Raw genomic sequence first — 15,640 nt, forward strand, 5'->3', positions numbered from 1 at the left:
TGGGGGAGCGTACAGGGGGCGCATTCGAGTCGAGCTCACCACCCCTCTTCCTCGCCCGGCCGTCGAACTCCGCGCGGGTTTCCGTCGATCGAAGCCGGTGCCGCCGCCCCTCCACAGCGCGTCCTTCATGGCAGCATGGGGACCGGTTCGTGCGGTGCACTGTTGTCCACAGGCTGTGGAGGCGTCGATGCGGTGGTTGGTGGGTTGGAGCAGCACCGCCGCGGGCATCGCCGGAATCGGCTCCGCGGGTGCCACCGGTTACGACGGCGAGACCCTGCACCCCGTCGGCTCCCAACTCCTGTGGGGCGACCCGGATCCGCTGTGGGCCGTCGGCGACTGGCGCCCGGACGAGGTGCGCGTGGTCAAGGCCGACGCGGACAACCGCATCGCCGTCCTCGGCATCTGCGGCGCCTCCGACGAGGAACTGCGGCGCGCCCTGTTCACCGCGCGCGGGGGCGCACTCCGGCATCTGACCGTCTGGCCCGGCAGCTATACGGCCGTCGTCCAGGTCGGCCGGCGCATCACCGTCTGCGGCGACCTCGCGGGCGCCCGCCCGGTCTTCCACACACCCTGGGCCGGCGGCACCGCCTATGCCACCGCCGCGTTGCCCCTCGCCGACCTCATCGAGGCCAACCTCGACTTCGGTCACCTCGCCGCCCTGCTCGCCGCTCCCGACGTACCGGCCGCACTGCGCGACACCACCCCGTACGAGGGCGTACGCCGTGTTCCGCCGGGGCACGCGCTCGTGCTGCGCGCCGGAGCACGCGAGATCGCCGGGTACGAGCACGTCGCCTCGCTCGCCGTGGCCGCGCCCGCCGCCGACCCCGACCACGCCGTGGACGCCGTACGTGACGCCCTCGTCGAGGCGGTACGCGCGCGTCTGGCGGCACCGCGGCACGTGCCCGACCTCGATCCCGGGCCGGTGCCCGGCATGGGCCCGGCCGAGCGGCGGGCCCGGCGCGGGATGCCCGTGCCCGGGATCGGCGCCGACCTCTCCGGCGGCCCGGCCTCCGGCACCCTCGCCCTGCTGGCCGCCGGTCTGCCCGGCCGCCCCGGCACGCTGCTCGGACACGGCACCGGCGCCGGCGAACGGCTCCTCGCCGTCACCTTCAACGACCTGGCCGTCAGCGGTCGCGAGGCCGAGGTCGAACGCGCCGGGGCCCTCGCCGCCAACCCCCGCCTGCACCACGTGGTGGTCACCGGCGCCGAGGAGACCCTGCCGTACGCCGACCTCGACGGCCCCCTCACCGACGAACCGGGCCCCTCCCTGGTCACCGCCGCCCGGCACCGCGCCCGCCTGGCCTCCGGCAGCGCCGACCACGTCACCGGACACGGCGCCCGGCAGGTCCTCGACGCCCACCCTGCCCGCCTCGCCGACCTCCTCATGGACCGCAAGCGGCGCCATCTGGTCCGGCCGGTCGCCGCGCTCGCCCGCGCCGACGGCTCGGTGATGGTCCCCGCGCGCGTGTACGGCGCGGCCCGGCGGCTCGCCCGCACGCCCTACCGGGCCGGGCTGGAGGCGCTGGCGGAGCGGCTGATGCGGCGCCGCTTCGACGAGCCCAAGGGGGCGGTCGGCGCGTCCCTCGCCGCGCTGACCTGGGCCAGACCGGGGCCGGCCGCCCGCTGGCTGACGGGGGAGGCACTGGCCGAAGTATCGGTTCTGCTCCAAGCCGAGGCGGACCGCTCCGGAACCGGCGCGCTGCGTCCCGGCGAACACCGCGCGCGTGCCGCACTCGCCCGCGGCGCCGCCGACCTGCGCGTCCTGGAACAGGCCGCCGAGATCCGCTCCCAGCGCCTGCACGCGCCCTTCCTCGACAACCAGGTGGTCCGCGCCTGCCGTGCCCTCCCCGAGGCCCTGCGCGTCCAGCCCGGCGCGCGTTCCTCGATCCTGCGCACCGTCCTGGAGGGCGCCGGCGTCACCGACCTCCCGTCCGGCTGGGGCGCCCCCTCCCACGCCTCCTCGGCGGCGGCCACGCGCGCGGGCCTGCGCATGGCGGCCGACCCTCTGCTGGACCTCTTCGCGACGCCGCTCCTGGCCGACGCCGGGCTGGTGGAGGCCCGCGTGGTCCGCGAAGCCCTCCAGTCGGCGGCGGCAGGCGCCCCGCTCCCCCTGGACGGCCTGGCCGACCTGATCTCCCTGGAACTCTGGCTCCGCCGCCTGCTGTCACGCCGAGGCACCTGCTGGACGGGAACACCGGCACGCGCGCGTGCGGTGCCCTCCGGGATCCAGCCGAGAAGGGGCGCCTTGGCCTCCGGCGCCTGAGCGGCGGGGCCGGGGGCGGTTCTGTCGTACGCCGCCCGCAACCCGGTGGGGCTGGTCGCGCGGTTCCCCGCGCCCCCTGGGCCGCAGTGGCACAGGGAGCCGATCACGCACCGCGCACGAAACCCCCGTGCCCCGCTCCCCCGCCCCCGCGACAATGGCCGGATGCGGTACAGAATCCTGGGCGTAACCCAAGCAGAGGACGACCAGGGCACTCCCGTACCCCTCGGCGGCCGGCGCCTGCGCACGCTGCTCGCCGCCCTCGCGCTGCGCCCGGCCCGCACCACCGCCCCCGAGACCCTGATCGACGAGATCTGGGCGGACGACCCGCCCCAGGACGCCCTCGCCGCCCTCCAGGCGCTCGTCGGCCGCCTCCGCCGTGCCCTCGGCCGCCACGCCGTCGTCTCCACCCCGGGCGGCTACCGCCTCGAAGCCACCGAGGACGACATCGACCTGCACGTCTTCGCCCGCCTGACCCGCACCGGCACCCGGGCCCTCGGCGCGGGGGACCCGGCCACCGCCCACCGCACCCTCACCGAGGCCCTCGCCCTCTGGCACGGCCCCGCGCTCGCCGACCTCCCCGACCGTACCGCGGCCACCCGTCCCGAGGCCCTGCGCCTGGAGGCGACCCGCGCCCGGGCCGCCGCCGCCCTCGACCTGGGCCGCGCCCCCGACGTCGTACCGGAACTGCGGGAACTGACCACGGCCCACCCCCTCGACGAGCCCCTGCACGCCCTCCTCGTCCGCGCCCTGCGCGACACGGGCCGCACCGCCGACGCCCTCGCCGCCTACGCGTCCGCCCGCCGCACCCTGGCCGACACCCTCGGCACCGACCCGGGCCCCGAACTCAGGGCCCTGCACGCCTCGTTGCTCGCACAGTCGCAGACACCACCGGCGTCAGCGGTACCGGCGGCCCCTGCCCAACCCCCTGAGCGCACCGGCAATCTCCGCTCCCGTCTGACGTCCTTCGTCGGGCGGGAACCAGAACTCGCGGCCATTCGTTCCGACATACACAGGGCCCGCCTGGTCACGCTCATCGGACCGGGCGGTTCGGGAAAGACCCGTCTCGCCGAGGAGGCCGCCGCAGGGCTGCCGCAGGCATGGCTGGTCGAGCTGGCCCCGCTCGACCACCCCGAGGCGGTCCCCGGCGCGGTGGTCAGCGCCCTCGGTCTGCGCGAGACCGTACTGCTGACCAACGAGCTGACGACCCCGCAGGCCGACCCTGTCGCCCTGCTGATCGAGCACTGCGCGCAGCGCGGCCGGCTCCTGATCCTTGACAACTGCGAGCATGTCATCGGCGCGGCGGCGGACCTCGCCGAGACCCTCCTCACCCACTGCCCGGGCCTCACGATCCTCGCGACCAGCCGTGAACCCCTGGGCGTCCCCGGCGAGTCGGTGCGCCCGGTCGAGCCCCTCGTCCCGGAGCAGGCGCACCGTCTCTTCGCCGAGCGTGCGAAGGCCGTCCGTCCCGACGCCGACGCGGCGCTCGCCGACACCGGGGCCGTGGCGGAGATCTGCCGCCGCCTGGACGGGCTGCCGCTCGCCATCGAGCTGGCCGCGGCCCGGCTGCGGCTGCTGTCCCCACGGCAGATCGCCGACCGGCTCGACGACCGCTTCCGGCTGCTCACCTCCGGCAGCCGTACGGTCCTGCCCCGCCAGCAGACCCTCCGCGCGGTCGTCGACTGGTCGTGGGACCTGCTGGACGAGCGCGAGCGCACGCTGCTGCGCGAGGTGTCCGTCTTCGCCGGCGGCTGGGACCTCACGGCGGCCGAGGCGGTGTGCACGGGCCCGGCCGCCGACCTGACCGGCGCCCTCGTGGACAAGTCCCTCGTCGTGGCCACGCCCACCGGCCCCGACGGTTCCGGCGGCATGCGCTACCGCATGCTGGAGACCATCCACGAGTACGCCACCGAGCGCGCCGCCGAGGTCCCCGGCCTGCGCGCCGCCGCCGAGCGCCGGCACCGCGCGTGGGTGCGTGCGCTGGCCGAGGAGGCCGACCCGCTGCTGCGCTCGGCGGCCCAACTGCCGTGGATCTCCCGCCTGGAGACCGAGCTGGACAACATCCGGGCGGCACTGGACCGCGCGGTGCGCGTCGGCGACGAGGCGGAGGCGGGCGCGATCGCCCTCGCCATGGGCTGGTTCTGGTGGTTGCGCAACCACCGCCAGGAGGCGGTCGCCCAGGTCCGCCTGGTCCTCCGCCTGGGCGTGGCCCTGGACACCCTCGCGGCACCCGGCAGGTCCGGCGCCCCGCGCACCGGCGGCGAGCTGGCCGCTCTCGTGGAGGCGGCCGACCCGGTCGGGGCGTTCCTCGCCGCCCCGGACGGCGAGGCCGGGCATCCGCTGCGCGAGCTGCGGACGGACCTGCGGATGCTGTTCCTGTTCCTGAGCTCCGAGTCGGGCACGGACCACCTCGCGGCGGACACACGCGCCCCGCAGTACGTCGCGCGCGTACGGGCCGCCTACGAGCACGGCGGCCCCCGGGCGGCCCGGCTCCCCGGCATCGTCTGGCCGCTGACCGCCTACTACCTGGGCGGCCCGGCGGACGTCGGCCCGGACATGGCCGCCTCCGTCGCCAACTGCCGCCGGTACGGCGGCGACTGGGAGACCGGCGTCGCCCTGATGTACCGCACCCACGTGACCGTCGACTCCCCGGGCAACCTGCGGGGTGTGGACGAGGACCTGGCCGAGCTGCGCACGCTCAGCCGACGTGTCGGGGACCGCTGGATGCGGGCCCAGGTGTGCAGCGCGGCGGGCGAGGCGGCCATGGCGCGCGGTCGGTTCGAGGAGGCCCGCGGCGAGTACGAGGAAGCGCTGCGCCTCGCCCACGAGGTGGGCGCCCACGCCGAGGCGCCGTTCCTGATGGCGCGGCTCGCCGAGATCGCGTACCGCTCGGGTGACCCGAAGACCGCGCTGACCGCCCTGGAGGAGGCGGAAGCGGCCGCCGACCGGTACACGGTGCGCGAGTCGAAGGCCTTCGTGCTGCTGCTGCGCGCGCAGATCGCCCTGCGCGAGGGGGAGACCGCCCGCGGCCGCGCGCTGTACGAGGCGAGCTGTGAGGCGGCGCGCGGAGGCACCCCGCCACCGCAGTTCGCGGCGGGGCTGCGGATGGTCGAGGCGCTCGTCGTCGCCGCCGAGTCGGGCCCCGCGCACGGGCTGCCGATCCTCGCCGACGCGCTGCGCGAGGCCGTGGCCCAGCGGTGCGCCGAGTCGATCACGGCGGGCCTGGCCGACACCGCCGCCGGCCTGCTGGCCCGGCACGGCGATCTGCCGCGCGCGATCCGGCTGTACGCCGCCGCGGACCACTGGCGCGCCGGCACCCCGCGCGCCGAGCCGGAGCACACCGAGGCCGCCCGGGTGCACACCGGCGCCCGCGCGGCCCTGCCCGCCGACCGCTACGCGGCCGAGCGCACCCGGGGCGCATCCCTCGGCGCGACCGGGGTACTGCGCGAACTGGCCACCGCGGAGCCACCGGTGGAGAGCCGCTGAGGACACGACCGGCGGGCGGGCGCGGCTACCGGCAGGTGAACCGGGACTCCGCCCAGTCCGCGAGCGCCGCCTGGTCGAAGACGTTGCTGTGCGGCTCCACGACGAGCCGTACGGTGCTGCGCCCGGTCAGGTCCACATGAACGGGGACGGCCTGGTCGCGCCCCTTGACCATGCCGGACCGCCACAGCCGGACTCCGTCGGCGTACACCGAGAACGACACCTTGCCGAGGCCGAGCGTCATGTCGTCCACGCCGGCCAGCGCGTCGTACGCGGTGCACTGCCGGTTCAGGGCGACGGTGACGGAGGACTCGCCGTGCACGGTGACCCCGCGCGCGTACGGCACGCCGCCGATCGACATGCCGTAGCGCTGCCACACCCAGCTGCTCTCGCCGAGCCGGATCTCGGGCCGGGTGCCGTCGCCGCCGACGTCGTAGCCCAGCTCGTTCATCTCGTAGACGCTGGGCGGCGGCGAAGTGGGCGTCGGTGTCGGCGTGGGCTTCGGCGAAGGCGAAGGCGTCGGAGTCGGCGTGGGAGTCGGTGTGGGCTTCGGCTTGGGGGCCGGCGTGGGTGTGGGCGTCGGCGTGGGGGTCGGCTCGGCGGCGGGCACGACCGGCGGCGGGGCCGGCGTGCGCTTCGATGGGGTCGGCTGCGGCGCGGGGGAGCGCACGGCCGGGGCGGACGGCGCCGGCCCGGCGATCTCCTTGGCCGGCGGGTGGCCGGCGTTGGTCAGGGCCAGCGCCACCGCGGCGGCGGCCGCCGCGACGACACCGGCCGCGATCCCCGCCTTGACCGGCGCCCCGAGCCCCTCCGACGCGGCGGCCCCGCCCGCACCGCCCGCCCCGCCGGACGAGCCTGTGGCCGCGGCGGCGACACCGGCTGCCCCGGCCGAGGCACTGCCGGCCACGATGCCGAGTGCCTTGGCGTACCCGGCGGTGGCGAACCAGCCGATGACCGCGACCGGGACGACACCGGGGATGCCGCTCGCGACCTCTTCGATCTGCGCGGCGGCCAGCCGGCACTTGGCGCACTCGTCCAGGTGCTTGCGCAGCCCCCGCTCGGCGCGGATGCGCAGCTTGCGGCGGGCATAGGTGCCGAGCTGGTCGGCGTAGCGGGCGCACTCCTCGTCACCGGCGAGCGTGGCGCTGACGTGGGCCTGCAGATACGCCTGCTTCAGCCCCTCGCGCGCGCGGCTGGCGAGCACCCGGGTGCCGTTGGCGTCCAGCCCGAAGAGCACGGCCACCTCGCTCGGGGACTCGTCCTCCACCTCGGTGTGCCACAGCACGGCCTGCCAGCGTTCGGGCAGCGAGCGGAACGCCTGCATGGCCATGGACTGCTCGGCCTCCCGCATGGCGCGCACGTCGGCGCCCAGGTCCAGGCCCGCGCCGAAGGAGCCGATGGAAGAAGCGTCGTCCGGTACCTCGGACGAGCGCGAAGCCTGCTGGGCGAAGACGGCGAAGTCGTCGACGAGGTGCTCACGCCGGGCCGACCTGGTCCAGTTGGCGGCGACGCGTCGCACGGAGGTGAGCAGATAGGCCCGTACGGCGTGCTCGGGCCCGGACCCGCCGCGCACGGCCTGCAGCATGCGGGCGAAGACCTCGGCGGTGAGGTCGTCGGCGGTGTGCCCGTCCCGGCAGCAGGTCCGCGCATAACGCCGTACGGCATCGGCGTGCCGCCGGTACAGCTCCTCGTACGCGGAGTCGTCGCCCCCGCGCATCCGCTCGATCAGCTCGGCGTCGCCCGACGGCATCCCCCGGGGCGGCGGCAGCACGCTGCCCTCACGCTGGGCGGGCACGCTCCGGGCGGTGGTGCGACCGCCCCGGCTCGGACCGCCCTGGCTCGGCACCTGGGGCGGGGTCACCCCGGTGGCCTCCGCGGCCGCAGTGCCCGCATCGTCACCGCGTGACTCGTCCTGCCCCTCAACGCCCATCGCGGAAAGCCCCCGACACCGGCCCAGCCCAATCCGTCACCGGCACAGAGTGCCACATTGTCTTTTGTTCAACGACCCCCGTTCGCGGCATCCACTCATCCGAGGGGTGTGGTCAATGCAACCCTCTCGAACGTCATCCGGACGAGCGATCTCGGCGCACCCGTACTCACCCGTCAAACCTGCACGGGCGGGTACGGGCGGCCGAACGCGACCGAGCTACGCGGGCCGCGACCGCAGCCCCTCCAGCAGGATGTCCAGCAGCCGGGCCGACGCCGCCGCCTGCTGCGCGGCATCCGGCAGGGACGGCGCCGCCGTGGCGATCACGAGCAGCACGTCCCCGACGGACACGTCCGCCCGCAGCTCGCCCGCGGCCCGAGCCCGCTCGACCAGCTGCCCGACCACGTCGAGCAGCTCACCGACCCCGCTGTCCTCGGAGCCGCCGGCTCCCGCGGACTCCCCGGACACCAGCCGCAGTTCACCGGAGGCCGGCTGCACCCGCTGCTGCGGCACCCGCGGCTCCTCGGCGGGGCCTGCGGCAGCGCCCCCCTCGGCCAGACCGGCGGGGCCGTGCGCGGAGCCCTTCGCGGAGCCGGCGAGCACCTGCGGCGGCAGCAGCCGCCCCGCCCCGGACGCCACCGACGTCCGCAGGAACCGGGACAGCGCCGACCACGGCTCGTCCTCCTGACCGAGCGCGGTGCGCGCCTGCTCGGTCAGGCGCGCGGTCTCCTCCTCGGCTATCCGCCGGACCAGTACGTCCTTGCTGGGAAAGCGCCGGTACACCGTGCCGACACCGACCCGTGCGCGCCGCGCCACGTCCTCCATCGGCGCGCCGTAGCCCAGCTCGCCGAAGACCTCGCGCGCCGCACGCAGCACGTGCTCCAGGTTGCGCTGTGCGTCCACGCGCAGCGGTGTCGTACGCGACGCGTCCGCGCGTCCGTTGCCCACTGCGGCGCTCACCGCCCCGCCGCCGGGTGTGACGACGGCTGCGGCTGCCGATGACCAATGATGCGTGTCCTGAACATGCATGTTTTTCCCCCGGTAATGACGTCTCCCCCCGGAGACTCCCCGCCACTGAATCCGGAGTGCGCGGAACCCACTTCGATCTCGACCGGGTCCGCCCGTCGCGGGCCCCGTTCGAGCACATTCCCTACACCCCGTCGACACACGAACATAGTTGAGAGGCAGTCAATTCAGAAGGGGCAGGTTCCGCACAGCGCGCCCCCCGATCGGAGTACGCGTCACATCCGTCCCGATTCCCCACCTTCGCACACTGTGGCCCGCCCCCGCTGAGCTGCCCCCTTTCGTCCACCCCGCCGACCACCCCCGGCCCACCGCACACCCGCCCGCCGGTCACACAAATTGCCGGGACTGTGGACAAACAACAGCGCCGGGTGCGTCATGGGATGGTGAAGGAACGTGCGCGCATTCTGGTTGTCGGCGGCGGCTACGTCGGGATGTACACGGCCCTGCGTCTCCAGCGGAAGCTGAAGGCCGAGCTCAGGCGAGGTGCGGTCGAGATCACCGTCGTCACGCCCGACCCCTACATGACGTACCAGCCCTTCCTTCCCGAAGCGGCCGCCGGATCGATCTCCCCTCGCCATGTCGTCGTACCGCTGCGCCGCGTCCTGCCCCAGTGCCACGTCGTCGTCGGCGAGGTGATCTCCGTCGACCACGAGGTGCGCACCGCCGCCGTCTCCACGCCCGCCACCACCGAGGAGGGCATGGCAGCCGACCTCCTCGGCTACGACGAGATCGTCCTCGCCCCCGGTTCCGTCTCCCGCACGCTGCCCGTGCCCGGCCTCGCCGAGTACGGCATCGGCTTCAAGACCGTCGAAGAGGCCATCGGCCTGCGCAACCACGTCCTCGAACAGCTGGACATCGCCTCCTCCACCCGCGATCCCGCGATCCGCGACGCCGCCCTGACCTTCGTCTTCGTCGGTGGCGGCTACGCCGGCGTCGAGGCGCTCGCCGAACTGGAGGACATGGCCCGCTACGCCGTGCGCTACTACCACAACATCCGCCCCGAGGACATGAGATGGATCCTCGTCGAGGCCTCCGACCGCATCCTCCCCGAGGTCGGCGCGGAGCTGGGCCGCTACGCCGTCACCCAGCTGCGCCGCCGCAACATCCAGGTGCTGCTCGAAACCCGCCTGGACTCCTGCGCCGACCGCGTCGCCGTCCTCAGCGACGGCCAGCGCTTCCCGACCCGTACGGTCGTGTGGACCGCCGGTGTCAAACCGCACCCCGTGCTCGCCGCCACCGACCTCCCGCTGACCGCCCACGGCCGCCTGAAGTGCACGGCCGAACTGACCGTGGACGGCGCGGCGCACGCCTGGGGCGCCGGTGACGCGGCGGCCGTCCCCGACGTCACCGCCGCCGAACCCGGCACCGACACCGCGCCCAACGCCCAGCACGCCGTCCGCCAGGCCCGCACCCTCGGCGACAACATCGCCCACGCGCTGCGCGGCGAGCCCCTGGAGACGTACGCGCACCGGTACGCCGGCTCGGTCGCCTCCCTCGGCTTCCACAAGGGCGTCGCCCAGGTCTACGGGCGCAGGCTGAAGGGCTACCCTGCCTGGTTCATGCACCGCGTCTACCACCTCAGCAGGGTGCCCACCTTCAACCGAAAGGCCCGCGTGCTGGCGGAATGGACCCTCGCAGGGCTCTTCAAACGCGAGATCGTCTCGCTCGGTTCGCTCGAACATCCCCGAGCGGAGTTCGAACTCGCTGCCGGTGGAAAGCCTCCTCACAGCCCCTCGGACGACCCGTTGGGGTCGTCCTGACCGGACCCAGGAACTCCACGGCCCGCTCCGGCGTCTGACGGATGTCGTCGCGGCCCGCCCCCGCAAGACCCTGCGCTCCCGCCAAGACCCTGCCAGACTGCCCCACGTCCGCGGACGGGTCACCCGCCCGCCCACAGCACCCACGAGGCTCTTCCCACAGTGAACTTCACGCGCTGGAGCGCCCGGCTCCCCGGAACGCAGCGCCGCGCCGCCGCGCGGACCGAGACCCCGGTCCCCCCGGACCGGCGGGGAGACGGCTCGGTGCCCGCGGCCCGCGCCGAGCAGCCGGCCGACGGCACACCCCCGGTGCCCGCCGTCGACGAACTGCCCGCACGCGACGTCCTCGACCGGGTCCCGGCCCTCGTCGCGCTCGTGCACGGTCCGGACCACCGCCTCGCCTACGTCAACGGCGCGTACACGGCGGCCTTCGGCGCACGACCGGCGGGCGCGCCCGCGGGGGAGGCGCTGCCGGAGCTCGCCGAGCTGGGCCTGCTCCCGCTCCTCGACCAGGTGCTGCGCAGCGGCAAGCCCCGAACCCTGAAGTCCCGCAAGGCCGTCGACGGCCGGTCGTACACCTTCACGTGCACCCCCGTCGCCGAAGACGGCGACCGCGACGCCGGCGTGCTGGTCTTCGCCACCGACGTCACCGACCACGCCGAGGCCGCCGAACGCCTGCGCGCGAGCGAACGCCGCCAGCGCGAGACCGCCGTCACCCTCCAGCGCTCCCTGCTCCCGCAGGAGCTGGAACAACCCGACGACCTGCGCATCGCCGCCACCTACCAGCCCGGCGGCACCGAGGCCGCGGTCGGCGGCGACTGGTACGACGTCATCACCCTCGGCGGCGGCCGCACCGCCCTCGTCATCGGCGACGTCATGGGCCGGGGCGTGCGCGCGGCGGCGGTCATGGGCCAACTCAGGACAGCCGTCCGGGCGTACGCCCGCCTCGACCTGCCCCCGCACGAGGTGCTCCAGCTGCTGGACGGCCTGGCCGCCGAGATCGACGCCAACCAGATCGCCACCTGCGTGTACGCCGTCCACGACCCCAACGAGGGCCGGCTCGTGTACGCCTCCGCGGGCCACCTCCCGATCCTGGTCCGGGACGAGAACGGCACGGTCTCCCGCGCCGACGAACCCACCGGCCCGCCGCTCGGGACCGGCGGCTGGATGCACGCGTCGGGATCGATCGCGCTCGGCCCCGGATCGACGGCCGTCCTCTACACGGACGGCCTGGTCGAACGCCGCGACGAGGACCTGGACGAGGGCATCGCGGCACTCGAACGCGCCCTCGCGGGCGCCACCGGCACCCCGCAGGTCGTCTGCGACCGCCTGGTCCGCTCGGCCGGCGTCACCGCCGACCACGACGACGACGTCGCGGTCCTCGTCCTCCAGCACCCGGCCCGTACGGGGCCCGCCGGCGAACTCTTCCGCAACGCGGCCCTGGAACTCCTCGGCGGCGTGGAGGCGGCCCCACGCGCGCGTGCCTTCGCCTCCGGCGTCCTCACCAGCTGGCGCTTCCCCACCGAACTGCACGACCTCGGCGTTCTCGCCACCAGCGAACTGGTCGCCAACTCCCTCCAGCACGGCACCCCGCCGATGCGCCTGCGCCTGCGCCGCACCGACCGCCGCCTGATCGTCGAGGTCACGGACGGCGACGACCACCTGCCCCGGCGCCGCCGCGCCGAACCGGCCGACGAGTCCGGCCGCGGCATCGCGATCGTCGCCACGATCGCCTCGAACTGGGGCTCGCGCCGCACCCCCGGCGGCGGCAAGGCCGTGTGGTGCGAATTCGTCCTGCCGAAGGGAAAACAGGGAAACCAGGGGACGCAGGGGAAGCACTGACCCATGGCAGACGAGCCCCCGACAGACGTACACCGCGCGAGCGAAGGGCCGCAGCAGTACGCCGCCTACAGCGCTCCGATCATGCGCCCCTTCGTGACCGAGCTCCTGGGCGCCGTGGACCTCGCCCCCGGCGCCACCGTCCTCGACCTCGCCTGCGGGACCGGCTTCGCCGCTCACGCGGCCGCCGCGCTCACCGGCCCCACCGGCCGGGTCTGCGGCGCCGACATCGACGAGGGCATGATCCGGGTCGCCCGGGAGCAGCACCCCCGCCTCTACCCCGACATCGACTTCACGGTCGCCCCCGCCGACCACCTCCCCTACGACACCGCGGTCTTCGACGCCGTCGTCTGCCAGCAGGGCACCCAGTTCTTCCCCGACCTCGGCGCCGCCTTCGCCGAGGCGGCCCGCGTCACCCGCCCCACCGGCCGCTTCGCCACCACCGTCTGGGCCCCCGTCGACCGCCAGCCCTACTTCCTCGCCCAGCAGCAGGCCCTCCAGGCGTACGGCGGCCCCGACGCGCCGGGCTACTTCGCGCGGGCGTTCGCCCGCACCGCCGACCAGCTCACCGAAGCCCTCCGCACGGTCGGCTACCACGACACGGCCCACCGCGAGGTCACCCTCGGCATCACCCTGCCCCCGCTGGCCGGCTACGTCCCCGGCCACCTCACCGCCCTCTGGGGCGGCCTGATCGCCCGGGCCGGCGGCAGCCAGGCCCTCACCGCCGCGGCGCGCCTGGTCCTGGACCAGCTCGCCGACCGCACCGCCCCCGACGGCACGGCGACGCTTCCCTTCACCGTGACCCTGGTGACGGCAACCCGCTGACCGGTACGCACGACGGCCGCCACCCGAAGGCGACGGCCGCCGCGAACCGCTTCCGGGCCGCGGACTACGCCTCCGCCGCCACGGGTTCCGAAGGCGCCCCACCGCGCGTGACCACCCGGCTGGCATGCGCCGACCACGGCCGGTCCTGGACCGCGGTGAGCCGCCGCCCGAGCCGCAGCGCCAGGACGGTGATCCCGAGCGAGAACAGCAGGAACGTCACGATGTACGGCGCGTGCAGCGAGGCACCCATGGGCCCGCCCACCGCCGGACCGACGGCCAGCGCCAGCTGTTTGACCAGCGCGAACGCGGAGTTGTACTGCCCGGCCATGCCCTCCGGCGCCAGATCGGCGACCAGCGGCGCGACGGTCGGCGACAGCATCGCCTCCCCCAGCCCGAACAGCGCGTACGTCGAGACGAACGCGGCCGTGGCCATCTCCTGGCTGCCGTGCCCCAGCCCCGCGTACCCGGCCGCGACCCACGCCACGGCCCAGATCAGGCCGACCCCGGCGATCACGCGCGAGCGCCGACGCCGCTCGACGAACTTCAGCACGGCGAACTGGGCGACCACGATCATCAGCGTGTTCGCGGCCAGGGCGGTGCCCAGCGCCGAGGTGGATATCCCGGCGGCCTCGACGCCGTACGCGCTCAGACCCGACTCGAACTGGCCGTAGCAGGCGAAGAACAGCACGAAGCCGAGCACGCACAGCTGCACCATCGCCCGGTTCCCGAGCAGCTGCTTCCAGCCGCCCCTTGCCGACGGCGCGGGAACGTCCCCCAGCCGAGGGGCGTGCGGCATCCGCACCGTCGCCATCACCACGACCAGCAGCAGGAACATCGCCGCCTCGATCGCGAACAGCAGCGTGAACGAGGACACGCGCGTGGTGTCGACGAGATGGCCGCCGATCAGACCACCGACACCGAGCCCCAGGTTCTGCAGAAAGAACTGCATGGCGAACGCACGCGAGCGCGTGTCCGCCGACGAGCAGTCCACGATCATCGTCGCCAGCGCCGGCTGCATCACGGCCTGCCCGGCGCCGAGCGCCGCGGCCGACAGCAGTACGGCCGTGGCGTTGCCCGCCAGCCCCAGGCTCAGCGCGCCGAGCGCGGCGGTGACCAGGGCGGCGAGCAGGACCGGCAGTGGGCCGCGCCGCACGATCGCCCGGCCGGCGAACGGCAGCACTATCAGCGCGGCCACGGCGAAGACGGCGAGGACGAGCCCCGCCGTCATCGACCCCAGACCCCGCACCTGCGCCACGTAGACGTACAGGTACGGGACCGTGAAGCCGAGCCCGAAGGCGCTGAGTGCGTTACCCACGTGGATCCGGCGCATCGCTGCGCCCATCGCCCTGGTCACGTTCACCTCTCTCACTACTGAGATCTGAAGAAGTTAGATCTGAAGACTTCAAAGCTAAAGTTCGAAGCTAAAGACTACACAATCAAGGACTTCAAGGCAAAGGAGCTGCGTGCGATACTGCGGCCATGGCCGACACCCCCGGCGTCACAGAGCCGACCCTCGAAGAACAGATCGCCGCCTACCAGCGCGAGTTCCAGGACCTCGACCCCCAGGTCGAGAAGATCGTCTCGGCCCTGTCCCGGCTCAACCGCCGCATGAACGTCGCGTACGGCCGCCAGACCTCGGCCCTCGGCATCAGCAACGCCGAGTGGGAGGTCCTCAAGGCCCTCGTCCTGTCCGGCGCGCCCTACCGCATGGGCCCCAGCGACCTCGCCAAGCGGCTCGGCCTCACGCCGGCCGCGATGACCCACCGGATCGACCGCATGGTTGCCGAGGGTCTCGTCACCCGGGAGCGCGACGAGTCGAACCGCGTCCGGGTGATCGTCGAGCTGACCCCCGAAGGCCGTGAGAAGTGGCTGGAGGCCATGCGCCTGGCGACCGTCTTCGAGGAGGACCTGCTCCAGGACCTCACTCCCGTGGAGCGCGCGGTGCTGGGAGAGGTCCTCACCCGTCTGCTGCGCAGGGTGGAGCACGCCCAGCCGGACGCCGGCGGCCGCCTCACCGACCTGGACTGATGCCGCCCCATCAGGGCCACAGAAAAGATCTTGACAGCGAGGGTTGACGCTCGCCTGCCGGATCCGTAGAGTTCTCCGGGTTGCCACCGAGCCGTAACGGTTCTCCGGCAACACTCCGCCGCTTCGCGCGGCACCCTCTCACACCACCAGCACGATCCCCCGTCCGGGTCGATTTCGGCATGCCCGAATTCAATTCGAATGGAAGCCCGGCGCCCCGATTGGGAATCGCCGAGCGGATCCGCTAAGGTTTGAGACGTCGGAACGGCCCAACGGCCGGGAAGACAAGCCCCCCTGACTGGGAGTCAGACGCCGAAAGGATCTGATAGAGTCGGAACCGCCGGAAAGGGAAACGCGAAGCGAAAGCGGAGCGGGAACCTGGAAAGCACCGAGGAAATCGGATCGAGAAAAGATCTGATAGAGTCGGAAACACCGAAGGGAAGCCCGGAGGAAAGCCCGAGAGGGTAAGTACAAAGGAAGCGACCGTTCCTTGAGAAC

General features: G+C 74.1%; 9 protein-coding genes. 6 read left to right on the top strand and 3 right to left on the bottom strand.

All coding sequences use genetic code 11. The features are described from left to right. Positions 1–187 precede the first annotated feature (187 nt). Together BIV25_RS25830 and BIV25_RS25835 are read left to right on the top strand one after the other, a co-directional pair. Positions 188–2,263, top strand: coding sequence for an asparagine synthase-related protein (locus BIV25_RS25830; protein WP_071374808.1), 2,076 nt, complete (start codon positions 188–190; stop codon positions 2,261–2,263). A gap of 162 nt (positions 2,264–2,425) precedes the next feature. Continuing rightward, positions 2,426–5,746 (top strand): BTAD domain-containing putative transcriptional regulator, encoded by a 3,321-nt coding sequence (locus BIV25_RS25835; protein WP_071374809.1) that lies wholly within the window; start codon positions 2,426–2,428, stop codon positions 5,744–5,746. 25 nt (positions 5,747–5,771) lie between these two features. On the opposite strand, the gene BIV25_RS25840 is transcribed toward BIV25_RS25835, so the two are convergent. Then, positions 5,772–7,673: a sigma-70 family RNA polymerase sigma factor gene (locus BIV25_RS25840; RefSeq protein WP_107486324.1), complete on the bottom strand. Its 1,902-nt coding sequence runs from the start codon at positions 7,671–7,673 to the stop codon at positions 5,772–5,774. Positions 7,674–7,889: 216 nt separating this feature from the next. After that, positions 7,890–8,699: a TetR/AcrR family transcriptional regulator gene (locus BIV25_RS25845; RefSeq protein WP_071374810.1), complete on the bottom strand. Its 810-nt coding sequence runs from the start codon at positions 8,697–8,699 to the stop codon at positions 7,890–7,892. A gap of 377 nt (positions 8,700–9,076) precedes the next feature. Between BIV25_RS25845 and BIV25_RS25850 the strand changes: the two genes are divergently transcribed. The 3 genes from BIV25_RS25850 to BIV25_RS25860 all read left to right on the top strand — a co-directional run bounded on the left by BIV25_RS25850 (position 9,077) and on the right by BIV25_RS25860 (position 13,117). Continuing rightward, positions 9,077–10,456, top strand: coding sequence for an NAD(P)/FAD-dependent oxidoreductase (locus BIV25_RS25850; protein WP_071374811.1), 1,380 nt, complete (start codon positions 9,077–9,079; stop codon positions 10,454–10,456). A 159-nt stretch (positions 10,457–10,615) separates the two neighbouring features. Then, a complete protein-coding gene (locus BIV25_RS25855) occupies positions 10,616–12,295 on the top strand; it encodes a SpoIIE family protein phosphatase (protein WP_071374812.1) in 1,680 nt (559 codons plus the stop codon). A 3-nt stretch (positions 12,296–12,298) separates the two neighbouring features. Further along, entirely contained in the window at positions 12,299–13,117 is an 819-nt protein-coding gene (locus BIV25_RS25860) for a class I SAM-dependent methyltransferase (RefSeq protein WP_071374813.1), read from the top strand. 64 nt (positions 13,118–13,181) lie between these two features. Here BIV25_RS25860 and BIV25_RS25865 read toward each other — a convergent pair whose 3' ends face one another. Then, positions 13,182–14,471, bottom strand: coding sequence for an MFS transporter (locus BIV25_RS25865; protein ID WP_256256065.1), 1,290 nt, complete (start codon positions 14,469–14,471; stop codon positions 13,182–13,184). A gap of 125 nt (positions 14,472–14,596) precedes the next feature. On the opposite strand from BIV25_RS25865, the gene BIV25_RS25870 reads away from it, so the two are divergent. Beyond that, entirely contained in the window at positions 14,597–15,145 is a 549-nt protein-coding gene (locus BIV25_RS25870; protein ID WP_071374815.1) for a MarR family winged helix-turn-helix transcriptional regulator, read from the top strand. Positions 15,146–15,640 lie beyond the last annotated feature (495 nt).

Source organism: Streptomyces sp. MUSC 14, from assembly GCF_001866675.1.
In the GTDB taxonomy this organism is placed as follows: Bacteria; Actinomycetota; Actinomycetes; order Streptomycetales; family Streptomycetaceae; genus Streptomyces.

Bases quoted from the DNA above. Each gene is read 5' to 3' on its own strand.
- BIV25_RS25830 (WP_071374808.1), top strand. From the start codon at position 188: ATGCGGTGGTTGGTGGGTTGGAGCAGCACCGCCGCGGGCATCGCCGGA.
- BIV25_RS25835 (WP_071374809.1), top strand. From the start codon at position 2,426: ATGCGGTACAGAATCCTGGGCGTAACCCAAGCAGAGGACGACCAGGGC.
- BIV25_RS25840 (WP_107486324.1), bottom strand. From the start codon at position 7,673: ATGGGCGTTGAGGGGCAGGACGAGTCACGCGGTGACGATGCGGGCACT.
- BIV25_RS25845 (WP_071374810.1), bottom strand. From the start codon at position 8,699: ATGCATGTTCAGGACACGCATCATTGGTCATCGGCAGCCGCAGCCGTC.
- BIV25_RS25850 (WP_071374811.1), top strand. From the start codon at position 9,077: ATGGTGAAGGAACGTGCGCGCATTCTGGTTGTCGGCGGCGGCTACGTC.
- BIV25_RS25860 (WP_071374813.1), top strand. From the start codon at position 12,299: ATGGCAGACGAGCCCCCGACAGACGTACACCGCGCGAGCGAAGGGCCG.
- BIV25_RS25870 (WP_071374815.1), top strand. From the start codon at position 14,597: ATGGCCGACACCCCCGGCGTCACAGAGCCGACCCTCGAAGAACAGATC.